Source organism: Paraburkholderia elongata (assembly GCF_013177735.1).
GTDB classification, from domain to species: domain Bacteria; phylum Pseudomonadota; class Gammaproteobacteria; order Burkholderiales; family Burkholderiaceae; genus Paraburkholderia; species Paraburkholderia elongata.
Map to the genome: position 1 here is coordinate 1 of NZ_WOEZ01000124.1, position 10,511 is coordinate 10,511.

The following is a 10,511-nucleotide window of genomic DNA, read 5'->3' on the forward strand; positions in this document are numbered from 1 at the left end:
TCGGTGACCAACGGCACGACGCTGACGCTCTCGCCGTATAACGGCAACAACATCAGCATCAACGGCGTGCCTCGACAAGTTCCATTGGCAGGTGTGACCGGTAGCAATGCAGGCTTGACAGCAAGCACGCTGTATTACGTCTATGCCTCGTGGACTGGCGCCGCCATTCAATTGAATTTTTCGACGACGGGGCACAGCACCGCATCCAATGGCGTCGAGATCAAGACTGGCGACGGCACACAGACGCTGGTCGGGATGATAAGAACATTCACCGACGGCACATTCATTAATACCTCGCAATATTCGTATTTATTGAATTGGTTCAATCGCAAAACGATCGCGGCAAACATTAACGGAACTTCTGTCAACTTCAGCAATACTGGCGCTCTTGCTGAGATTTCCGCAACTTATCGGGTGAATTTTCTTACATGGGCAGATGAGGCTGTGTACTCTCAGTCGGATGGCGGGTACACCAACAACGGGATTAACGATAACAAGGTCCAAAATTGGATTGACGGTAGCTCGTTTGGCCCTGCGGTAGATTCTTATATTCCGGTCGCGAATACGCTTGCCGTCTTTGTCTCGGCAGGCGCAGGTACGCTATCGGAGGGGTTCCATTACTCGACACTTGCAGGTGCTGTTACGGCTGGCACCGCAAGCATAAGCACTCTCAATATGAAGGTCACGGTTAGGGGTTAATTCAATGACACAAAAAGCAATCGGGCCGTCCTTCTACGATGAATTGGTTGCATCCGGCGGCCTCGTCGGGCAACACTTCTCATGGTCGGCTGACGGCACAATCGAATTTTTCGCTGACACGCCAGCATCAGTTGTCGCGGGCGTTGAAGCGGTCTATGCCGTGCACAATCCGGCGACTATCCCACTTCCGATGCAGGCCCAATCGGCGCTTGCTACCGGTCTGAAACTCACGAGCACCGGCACGCCGGCGCTCAACGGGACGTTTGCTTGCGACCCGCTGAGTCAGATGGACATCATCGCGATCGAGACCAGCCTGAACGCTGGCAAGGGTTTTCCCGGCGGCGCCACGACGTTCAACTACCCCGACGCTTCCGGCGCTATGCACGCGTTCAGCCAAAGCAACTTCACGAACTTCGCTGCGGCGGTGCGTGATTATGTCTACGCGCTGAAATCTGTGATCGCCGGTGCGTCGTCAACACTGCCAAGTGCGAGTGCAACGATCGCGTAGCGGGGGCGCACAGCACTGACTGACGCGGCTTCGCTTGTGCGCGCAAATAGAAAGACCCCATGACCTATCGGCACATGGGGTCTTTGGCTCCCGGCAACAGAATAGACCTGCCGCCTACAACCGGGCGAGATTGTATCAAAAACATTGGCCGCCTTCGGGCGGCATCGCTTGGAGCAAGGCCATTGCTCAACCGAGGTGCGCATCGCACAGGTGTGTGCGGTATGGGACAGACAACCTTGCGCAAAAACTTACGATTGCTGATCGAAACATTGGTATATCGTTGCACATATGCCGTTTTTGTTGCATATCTGCCCTTGATGAACTAATTTCCTCGGGAAGATTGAACAATATCAAAACAGATGGGTGAGGAGGAATATGCACGGACCATTTGTGCACTATAGTGATAAAAATGGGGTGGATGGAATTTGTAAGACGAATGAATTGTGGGGACGGGCTGCGAGAAGCGGCGTCGGAGTGGGCGGGACAGCGGCGCGCGCTTGGATGGGCACGTTAAGTGCTCGCCCTCCTAATGCTGGCAAGGGAGGGGTCGAGTTCTCCACTGATGCCGAACCGGACTACCCCCTCGGAGGTCCAAAGATCGTGTTTTGGCGCCCCGATCCGCCATTAGTCAGATGGGAAGACCCTTTTGTGAAGGTTCCGATTAAGATTAGAGTATTCAAGATGCCGTAAAAATCATGAAAACTTTTCGCGAAATTCAGCCTGCAGATTTGCGGTCAGCGACGGATATGCTGCCCGCGTTGGTCGTCTTTGCTCCGATTGAAGACGTCGAAAACCTATTGCATGCCACCGCTCACGCGGAACCAGAGAGCGAGGAGCGGGTGGTGTTGATGGAAGTGAGCGTCGACGATGACAAGCCGGCGCAGGTTGCTCTCATCTCGTATGATCAAGAGCCGGAATACGTGCATCTGTTCGTGACTGACCGTGCACTTGGGTCTCACCCAACCAAGCGACTCGGCAGGATCGTACGTCGGCTCCATCTTGATAAGTTTGAGATTAACTGGTGGACAAGGCGCTCTGACGAGTCGTGGCCCGGTAATAGGCAACAGCCATTCACGCTTGATGATGGCACCCACTCGCGAGGCCACGCCGTCTAGATTGTTTTTGCAAGCTAGACGGCGGACCTTATTTCCGCCTGACATCAGTGACAGACGCCGCCTCCGAGCGGCGTTTTTGTTTTACCCGCCATCAGCCCGCCAAATTCCCCCGCTACTCGGGCGTGAACTGCGCAACTCCCTGCAGAAAAAAACTGACCGTCAGCAACAGGAGGCCGGACCTTTGGAGTAGCTGTCGGCGGTCGTTCGCTTTCTTCGTTTCAGCCAGTAACGCCGTGTTCATATAGGCGCCGGACGCTACTAGCCCGAATGTTCCGCAGTACATCAAGGCGGTTCCGGCGAAACCGGCTATCGCGCTAGCGATATTCAAGGCTTTGTTGGTATTCATGGGTTTGGGGGAACTTTGGGGTCAACCGGCTGAAGTTTGTTTTCCCACATCTGCATAACCGATCGTACGATCCCAGCCAACGGCCTCACACGACCATCGTCGAACGTCGCCATAACCCACGAGGCTTCGCCGAAGACTGCGGTTCCGAACGGCACTTCAAACATACCAGGGGGTCTAGTGAGCTGTTCGGCTGTCGAGATTTGCCGCGGGGCCTTCTTCGGAACAGACAGGCGGGCGTGCTTGGATGCGTCGGCAATATCGCCGATTAGCGAAAAGTCCGGACAGACATCGGTTAGTTCTTTGCGGAGCGCCTCAAGACGCTCGTTCATTATCTTTCTGTCGTTGCCGGCGTAACCTTCTAGCGCAGCATGGTCTGCCATGTGATACAGAACGATAGCTGCCAAGCGACCGCGCCGAACATTCCGAACGTCACCAAAGAACTCCTCCACCGTCGGTTTTACCGTCGAGGCAAAAAAATCGGCGGCAGATGCTCTCTTGACGTGGCGCATGTCGGTTAGCGCTTACCGCGCTTCTTTTCCCGCTCGTCCAGCACCTGGCCGACCTTCTCGGCAAAGAGGTCGAGCGTGTGTTCGTCGATCGATGGCGCTCCACCCGTGAAGCTTTCTTCGAGGCGTGCCACGACCTCAGCATTCATCGACCGATTGCTGGTGTCGGCTGCCTGCTTCAACCGTTCTTTCAGGTCGGCGGGCAATCTGAGATTGGTTTGAATGTCTTCGCTAGTCATTTCGGAAGTATATATAGCAAAGTGCTTGCACTCAACGTAGCACTTTGCTACATTTGAATCAGGCCGATGCACGGATGCTCAGAAAGCAGCAGGAGTGATCAGCCGGCAACCGATCTCATAGGGGAATTTCCATGGACCAATCGAGCAACGTCAAACCCGTTATGTCGTTCTGCGCTGCAGCCGGCGCCAAGGCCGCACGCCGCTGGCTGCTGTGCCCAAGCGCGAGCATGGCCGACTACCGCGACCAGGCGTTGGCGGTGCTGCTGGCTGCGTGCGATGAGCCGCAACGTGCCGCGGAGCGCACGCGCGAGTTTTGTGATGGCTTCGCCGCGCGGATCGCACAGGAGATCGCCAGCCGTTCGACCGACGTCCACTATCGGGCGCGTAAGGCCCTACAGACACCACGACGTACCGCACGCGTTCGGGGTCGCCGTAAGCCCGCGCCGGCCCCGCGACCGGCGCTGCTGGTGTTAGCGAGCCGAGGCGTACTGTAGGCGCTGCGCCGACTGTCGGCGCACTTTGCAACCTGATACGAGGTCACATCATGTCTCGAGTTACTAGTATTGCGACCGTCCTAGCCTACAGCGAATGGCGTCCCGTGCGCTGGCGTGTGAGAACAGCTGTGCGCAGCTATGGCCTTTTTGATAGTCATCAGCAGGCGAGCCGATTCGCGGATGGTCTTTTGCTTTACCCCGAACACGCCGACTCGATCTGGATTACGCGTGTCGAAGGCGCGTCGCATCTGGTCTGGCAGGGCGATGACTTCGGCCTAGGTGATAGGCCGGCCGTCATCCACTTGGTGGACGACTTCGGCATCCTTCGCAGCTTCACGGTGGCCGACGCGCTCAACCATCGGATGCACGTCGACCCGCGCGGCCTCGGCAGAATTGTTTCGGCGCTGCGGCTTATGGCCGACTGTGGGAAGCTGCATCCGGAAGATCTCGCAGCATGGGGCGCGGCGGCCGATGAGTTTCCTGTGGTCGAACTCTGCGGGAGCAATCTGTGATGGCTATCCTCAACTCAGAACTCGATGACTTTGATGTCACCTTTTGGCTGGTAGCCGAGGATCGCGTGAAGGACGGACGCCGGGTGAGGGGTGTTCCGTTATCTCCGAAGTTTGCTGCCCGCCAGGAGTGCGTCGAAGCCTCGGTGGAGATCAAGGCCAGGAAGCCGGATGCATATTTGGTCCGGCATACCTACTGCTTCGATATGGATAGGCCGGAAGACATTGTGGAACGCGCGAGGTTGCTCGACGAGATACACGGCGTCGCCGCGTTCGTGTGCCAATCGCAGCGGAGGTAAGCCATGTCTGAGATTGAAACGGTCGACGCCGCCGCAGCGGTGATCCTCAAACTATGCGAGGACGAAGGTGATTTGCAAACGAAGCTCGAGCGTATCGCGTACGCGGCAGCCGTAATCAAACGGGCCGCGGATGCAGGGATCGAGAAAATTAACTCAGCGACGGAGGTAAGTCATGCATAACGACGCGAAGGGGTTCGCCGCCCAGATGACTGAGCGCGAGTCCGGCGAAAGGCCGTCATATTCAAGCGACACGGCCGGTCTGCTGCGCTACTTACTTGAACGCGTGGACTCGGAGGTCAATAGTATTCCGGATGCCGAACTCGAGTGGCTTGCGAACGCATCGAGCCAGACAAAGATGATGGCAGGGAATCTCGGCGAGATGCTCGGCCAAGTTGCGGCATTGGTCGGGTACGAGATCAACGCGGGCGGCCAGCGATCTGGTGGCCTTCAGCCATACGGCCTTGAGCAGTTGCTGCTTCATGCCTCCGACACGCTGATGACCATCGAGCGAATGACAGAAATCTCCGAGCTGACTGAATGGGCCTTGCGCGAGCGATGGAAACAGCGCGTCATGGCGGCGAGATCGACGTCAAATCAAAAGCAGGGAGGACGCGACAATGGATAAGCTCGTCAATCTCGCGTCGATCCCACGGGACGGCGAAATCGCTTCGGGGAATGCTCTCCTGATCGTTCGCGCGCTGCAGTGGCTTCACAACAACGTCCATGTCGACACTGCACGGGAAGACATCGACGATTACCAAACGCTCGTTGAACTGGGCCTGAGCGCGATAGAGCGTGACGTCGAAACCGCCGAGCGTGTTTTGATGGCGTGTCGATCGGATCGAGGAGATACGAAATGACCGCCAGCGAAAGAAGATCCGCACTGTTCGGACAGATGTCCGCACTCGCCGGTTTCATGTACTGCGATGGACGAGAGGCTTTCAATGCTTTGCCCGAGTGCGCTCGCGACGAGCTGCGCACGCTGTTCAACTCGCTGAACGGCGAGTTGCAAGAAGCGATTGCGGGTAGTCGTTGCCACTCGCAGTTCGGCGCGTCGACTGTTCAAGGTTAAATCGCCATGCAAGAAGAACAACATCTCATCCGCGACCGTGCCTATGGTGTCTGGCACCGGTCGCGATCGATTAGCCGCTTTATCGGCCACCGAAAAGCGCAGTCGCTGACGATGGCCGATCTTGATAGCGTGCTGTTCGTCGAGTACGGCTATTCAGGCAAGCTGCCTCTCGCGCTTGTTGAGGTTGCGCAGGACATCGGCCAGGAGAAACCGACCGGCGTCATCCGCGAGCTCGCGAAGATGGCGAACCTGCCGGCGTTCGTTGCGTTGTACACGCCGGCGCCAAGGGCCAATCCGGCCAGCCGAGCGTGGCACGACATCGACCAATTCCGCGTTAAACGCGTGTGGCCGCGGCCCGAACCTGACTGGCGAACTCTGTCGCCAGCCGAGTGGGCCAATGCCCTGCTGCAGATCCGGGATTGGCAACTCCGACGATTCACGTCGACGCCAGCGGCGAACGATGAAACGTACTGATACCAGCACCCAAGGCAGGCATCGGTGCAAGCTTTCACCTAAAATTTAAGCGTGGCCGTGACTTTGATGGAGGCTGACATGAGCGACTCAACGCTGGCGATTTTGATGGGGATCATCGTGGTTGTGTTTGGCGCCGCGATCTGGGTCACATCCGCGAACGAGGAGCGACTATCCCACTGGCTCCGGGAACATCATCTTCGGGACCTGATGCGCCATAGGCACTAAAAGATGCCGCCACAGGACATTTCGATGTTTGGCGGGTTCTTTGGCGGGTAGAAATGAAAACAGGCCCCGAAGGGCCTGTAGTCTTGATGTCTTGGCGGAAAGGGTGAGATTCGAACTCACGGTACCCCTAAAGGTACACTGGATTTCGAGTCCAGCGCATTCGACCACTCTGCCACCTTTCCGGGTCTTCCAACTCACAGCAACGAGGCTGCTTCGTCAGATCCAAGCGGGTCGTTGCTTGGGAGAGAAAGATTATAGAACAGTTGATTCCGCTTTCCAAGCCCCTCGTCAAAAAATTTCAAGGTGACTTGGCAATCGGCGACGGCATCAAGCCGCCGGCACTTCCAGCCGTTCCACACCGCCCAGGTAAGGACGCAGCGCCGCCGGCACCGTCACCGAACCATCCGCGTTCTGGAAATTCTCCAGCACAGCCACAAGCGTGCGGCCAACCGCCAGGCCCGACCCGTTCAGCGTATGCACCAGCTCCGGCTTGCCTTGCGCATTGCGGAAACGCGCCTGCATCCGGCGAGCCTGGAACGACTCAGTATTCGAGCAGCTCGAAATCTCGCGATACGTATTCTGCGCAGGCACCCACACTTCAAGGTCATACGTCTTGGCAGCCGAGAAACCCATATCGCCCGTGCACAGCGTGATCACACGGTACGGCAATTCAAGCTTCTGCAGAATCGTCTCAGCGTGGCCAACCATCTGCTCCAGCGCGTCATACGACGCTTCCGGCGCGACGATCTGCACCATTTCCACCTTGTCGAACTGATGCTGGCGGATCAGGCCGCGCGTATCGCGGCCATACGAGCCCGCTTCCGAGCGGAAGCACGGCGAATGCGCGGTCAGTTTGATCGGCAACGCGTCCGCTTCGACGATGCTGTCGCGCACCGTGTTCGTCAGTGAAATTTCCGAGGTCGAAATCAGATACTGCGTGATCGTGTTCTCGTCACCGCCCTTCTCGACGCGGAACATGTCGTCGGCGAATTTCGGCAGTTGGCCGGTGCCGTACAGAATCTCCGGATTCACGATGTACGGCGTGTACACCTCGGTGTAGCCGTGGTGCAGCGTGTGCGTGTCGATCATGAACTGCGCCAGCGCGCGATGCAGCCGCGCAATCTGGCCACGCAGCAACGTGAAACGCGCGCCCGACAGTTTCGCGCCGGTCTCGAAGTCGAGGCCAAGCGGCGTGCCGACGTCGACGTGATCCTTCACCTCGAAATCGAACTGGCGCGGCGTGCCCCAGCGGCGCACTTCGACATTCGCGGTTTCGTCCTCACCCATCGGCACGCTTTCGTGCGGCAGGTTCGGCACGCCGAGCAGCAGGTCGGACAGACGCTTCTGGATATCGTCGAGCTTGGCCGCCGACGCCTTCATCTCGTCGCCGATACCGCCCACTTCGGCCATCAGCGCCGAGGTGTCCTCGCCCCGCCCCTTCATCCCGCCGATCTGCTTCGACAGGGTGTTGCGGCGCGCCTGCATCTCTTCGGTACGGGTCTGGGTGTCGCGGCGTTCCGCTTCGAGCGCGGTAAAGGCCGCCACGTCGAGGGTATAGCCGCGGTCGGCGAGGCGCTTGGCGACGCCGTCGAGGTCTTTGCGCAGCAGCTGGATGTCGAGCATGGGATGGGGCGGGTGTTCGTTATATGAAGCTGGGATTTTAGCGCACCGCCGCGGGCGGCCGGTGCGTTAGATGGTCAAGGCGTGCGGAATGGCGACACGGCATCTGAAACGGCCGCAGATGCAGCAGAAGCACCAGCGAAGACGCTCAGCTCTTTTTAGGCTTGTTCTCGCTGCGCCACTGCGCATCAAGCTCGGCCAGACGCGCCATCTTGTCGCCGATCTTGCCTTCAAGACCGCGCGGCGTCGGCTCGTACCAGTGCGGGTCGTGCATGTTGTCCGGGAGATAGGTCTCGCCGGCCGCGTAGGCATCGGGTTCGTCGTGCGCATAGCGGTATTCGTGACCGTAGCCGAGTTCCTTCATCAGCTTGGTTGGCGCGTTACGCAGATGCACCGGCACGCCGCGCGACTGGTCCTTGCTCACGAAACGGCGTGCCTCGTTGTACGCGTTGTACCCCGCGTTCGACTTCGGCGCGACCGCCAGATAGATGATCGCCTGCGCCAGCGCCAGTTCGCCCTCGGGCGTGCCGAGGCGTTCATAGGTTTCGGACGCGTCGAGCGCGATACGGGCCGCGCGCGGGTCGGCGAGGCCGATGTCTTCCCACGCCATCCGCACAATACGTCGCGCGAGATAACGCGGGTCCGCGCCGCCGTCGAGCATGCGGCAGAACCAGTAGAGCGCGCCGTCCGGGCTGCTGCCGCGCACCGATTTATGCAGCGCGCTGATCTGGTCGTAGAATGCGTCGCCGCCTTTGTCGAAACGGCGCAGATTCTCGGCGAGCGCGCTGCCGAGCAAGGCGCCGTCGATTTCGGTGCTCTTCTGCTGTGCCGCCGCGCGCGCGACGATTTCCAGGTTGTTCAACAGCTTGCGGCCGTCGCCGTCGGCGGAACCGATCAGGGCGTCGCGGGCTTCGTCCGTGAACGTGAGGCCACCGAGTTCCTGCTGCGCGCGGTCGAGCAGTTCGCGCTGTTCTTCATCGGTGAGGCTTTTCAGCACGTAGACAGCGGCTCGCGAGAGCAACGCGCTGTTCACCTCGAACGACGGATTCTCGGTCGTCGCACCGACGAACACGAACAGCCCCGACTCGACGTGCGGCAAAAAGGCATCCTGCTGGCTCTTGTTGAAGCGATGCACTTCATCGACGAACACAAGCGTCTGATGCCCGTTCGCGCGATGAATCTGCGCGGTCTCGACGGCTTCGCGGATATCCTTCACGCCCGACAACACCGCGGACAACGCGATGAACTCGGCGTGAAACGCGTCGGCCATGAGCCGCGCAAGCGTGGTTTTGCCGACGCCGGGCGGGCCCCAGAGGATCATCGAGTGGGCTTCGCCGGATTCGAAAGCGACCCGCAACGGCTTGTTCGGGCCAAGCAGGTGCTTCTGGCCGATCACTTCGTCGATATTGCGGGGCCGCAGGCGTTCGGCGAGCGGAACATTGGCACGGGTTTCTTCAAACATAACGTTTTGGGGATAATCTCGGCTTTTCCGGACGCGGTCCGTGTGAAGGCGGCGTGCTGCCGGATGAACAAAGCCGGCACGCAAGAGTGCGGGCAACGTCCCGCATTATGACAGTGACGGCGCTCGGAAATGAGCGCGCCGATTAGCCAGTAATCTCGCCGACAGTCTGACAGGCTAACATCGCGCGCGGATTGGCCGGCAACACCGGCATCGCACACGAACGTGCAAGCAATACAAACAGGGACAAGACTAGATGGCACAAGATCCACTCGTCGGCGACGCCGGCTCCACCTACGCACCGCTCACACCGGTGCCCGACGCGCGTCGCGCGTTCCGCACCGGCGACGCTTTCGCGCTCTGGTTCTCGCTCGGCATCGGCCTCTTGGTCGCGCAGGCGGGCGCACTGCTGGTGCCGGGGCTGTCGCTGCCGCATGCGTTGCTGGCGATCGTGATCGGCAGTGTGATCGGCGTCGTATTGCTGGCGCTGGCCGGCGTGATCGGCACGGATACGGGCCTCGCGGCGATGTCGTCGTTGCGGCCGACGCTCGGTGTGCGCGGCGCATCGGTGCCGGCGGTGCTGAACGCGGTGCAACTGGTCGGCTGGGGCTCGTTCGAGGTGATCGTGATGCGCGATTCCGCCGATGCTCTCGCCAAGCAAGCCTTCGGTTTCTCGATGCCGCTGATCTGGACCGTGATCTTCGGTCTGCTCGCGACGCTGCTGGCCATCAGCGGCCCGCTGTCGTTCGTGCGCCGGTTTCTGCGCACGTGGGGTATCTGGCTGCTGCTGGCGGGCGCCGCGTGGCTCTCGTGGAATCTGCTTGCCAAGCATGATGTTACCGCGCTGATGCGCCGTCCTGGCACCGGCGAGATGTCGTTCGGCGGTGCAATCGACCTGGTGGTCGCGATGCCGCTCTCGTGGCTGCCGCTGATCGCCGACTACACG

17 protein-coding genes and 1 tRNA gene are annotated in these 10,511 nt (G+C 59.5%); 13 read left to right on the forward strand and 5 right to left on the reverse strand.

Annotated features, from left to right (window positions below; translation table 11 throughout):
• The 3 genes from GNZ13_RS23180 to GNZ13_RS23190 form a co-directional block, all read left to right on the forward strand.
• On the forward strand, window positions 1–699 hold a 699-nt coding region (locus tag GNZ13_RS23180), incomplete at its 5' end, for a hypothetical protein (protein WP_172168409.1).
• 4 nt (window positions 700–703) lie between these two features.
• Window positions 704–1,207, forward strand: coding sequence for a hypothetical protein (locus GNZ13_RS23185; protein ID WP_172168411.1), 504 nt, complete (start codon window positions 704–706; stop codon window positions 1,205–1,207).
• Between the two features lie 695 nt (window positions 1,208–1,902).
• Entirely contained in the window at window positions 1,903–2,322 is a 420-nt protein-coding gene (locus GNZ13_RS23190) for a hypothetical protein (protein WP_172168413.1), read from the forward strand.
• 342 nt (window positions 2,323–2,664) lie between these two features.
• Here the strand turns inward: GNZ13_RS23190 and GNZ13_RS23195 are convergent, their stop codons facing one another.
• Both GNZ13_RS23195 and GNZ13_RS23200 read right to left on the reverse strand, forming a co-directional pair.
• Window positions 2,665–3,177, reverse strand: a complete 513-nt coding sequence (locus GNZ13_RS23195) for a hypothetical protein (protein ID WP_172168415.1) — start codon at window positions 3,175–3,177, stop codon at window positions 2,665–2,667.
• Window positions 3,178–3,182: 5 nt separating this feature from the next.
• On the reverse strand, window positions 3,183–3,413 hold the full coding sequence (locus GNZ13_RS23200) for an Arc family DNA-binding protein (protein ID WP_172168417.1): 231 nt from the start codon (window positions 3,411–3,413) through the stop codon (window positions 3,183–3,185).
• A 131-nt stretch (window positions 3,414–3,544) separates the two neighbouring features.
• Between GNZ13_RS23200 and GNZ13_RS23205 the strand changes: the two genes are divergently transcribed.
• The 9 genes from GNZ13_RS23205 (at window position 3,545) to GNZ13_RS23245 (ending at window position 6,486) form a co-directional block, all read left to right on the forward strand.
• The gene (locus GNZ13_RS23205) at window positions 3,545–3,907 is read left to right on the forward strand and encodes a hypothetical protein (RefSeq protein ID WP_172168419.1); all 363 of its coding nucleotides are present in this window, start codon (window positions 3,545–3,547) and stop codon (window positions 3,905–3,907) included.
• 128 nt (window positions 3,908–4,035) lie between these two features.
• A complete protein-coding gene (locus tag GNZ13_RS23210; RefSeq protein ID WP_172168421.1) occupies window positions 4,036–4,419 on the forward strand; it encodes a hypothetical protein in 384 nt (127 codons plus the stop codon).
• Window positions 4,419–4,715, forward strand: a complete 297-nt coding sequence (locus GNZ13_RS23215) for a hypothetical protein (RefSeq protein WP_172168423.1) — start codon at window positions 4,419–4,421, stop codon at window positions 4,713–4,715. The genes GNZ13_RS23210 and GNZ13_RS23215 overlap by 1 nt, the downstream gene beginning before the upstream one ends.
• 3 nt (window positions 4,716–4,718) lie before the next feature.
• A complete protein-coding gene (locus GNZ13_RS23220) occupies window positions 4,719–4,895 on the forward strand; it encodes a hypothetical protein (RefSeq protein WP_172168425.1) in 177 nt (58 codons plus the stop codon).
• Window positions 4,888–5,340: a hypothetical protein gene (locus GNZ13_RS23225; protein ID WP_172168427.1), complete on the forward strand. Its 453-nt coding sequence runs from the start codon at window positions 4,888–4,890 to the stop codon at window positions 5,338–5,340. Before GNZ13_RS23220 ends, GNZ13_RS23225 begins: the two co-directional genes overlap by 8 nt.
• On the forward strand, window positions 5,333–5,575 hold the full coding sequence (locus GNZ13_RS23230; protein WP_172168429.1) for a hypothetical protein: 243 nt from the start codon (window positions 5,333–5,335) through the stop codon (window positions 5,573–5,575). The genes GNZ13_RS23225 and GNZ13_RS23230 overlap by 8 nt, the downstream gene beginning before the upstream one ends.
• A complete protein-coding gene (locus GNZ13_RS23235) occupies window positions 5,572–5,787 on the forward strand; it encodes a hypothetical protein (protein WP_172168431.1) in 216 nt (71 codons plus the stop codon). Before GNZ13_RS23230 ends, GNZ13_RS23235 begins: the two co-directional genes overlap by 4 nt.
• A gap of 6 nt (window positions 5,788–5,793) precedes the next feature.
• Window positions 5,794–6,261 (forward strand): hypothetical protein, encoded by a 468-nt coding sequence (locus GNZ13_RS23240; RefSeq protein ID WP_172168433.1) that lies wholly within the window; start codon window positions 5,794–5,796, stop codon window positions 6,259–6,261.
• 78 nt (window positions 6,262–6,339) lie between these two features.
• Window positions 6,340–6,486, forward strand: a complete 147-nt coding sequence (locus GNZ13_RS23245; RefSeq protein WP_172168435.1) for a hypothetical protein — start codon at window positions 6,340–6,342, stop codon at window positions 6,484–6,486.
• 92 nt (window positions 6,487–6,578) lie between these two features.
• On the opposite strand, the gene GNZ13_RS23250 is transcribed toward GNZ13_RS23245, so the two are convergent.
• From GNZ13_RS23250 to GNZ13_RS23260, 3 genes are all read right to left on the reverse strand, one after another.
• Window positions 6,579–6,668, reverse strand: a tRNA-Ser gene (locus tag GNZ13_RS23250).
• Between the two features lie 145 nt (window positions 6,669–6,813).
• Window positions 6,814–8,109 (reverse strand): serine--tRNA ligase, encoded by a 1,296-nt coding sequence (serS, locus tag GNZ13_RS23255; RefSeq protein ID WP_172168437.1) that lies wholly within the window; start codon window positions 8,107–8,109, stop codon window positions 6,814–6,816.
• A 145-nt stretch (window positions 8,110–8,254) separates the two neighbouring features.
• The gene (locus GNZ13_RS23260) at window positions 8,255–9,568 is read right to left on the reverse strand and encodes a replication-associated recombination protein A (protein WP_172168439.1); all 1,314 of its coding nucleotides are present in this window, start codon (window positions 9,566–9,568) and stop codon (window positions 8,255–8,257) included.
• Window positions 9,569–9,821: 253 nt separating this feature from the next.
• On the opposite strand from GNZ13_RS23260, the gene GNZ13_RS23265 reads away from it, so the two are divergent.
• Window positions 9,822–10,511: cytosine permease (locus GNZ13_RS23265; RefSeq protein WP_172168441.1), on the forward strand; the 690-nt coding region annotated here is incomplete at its 3' end.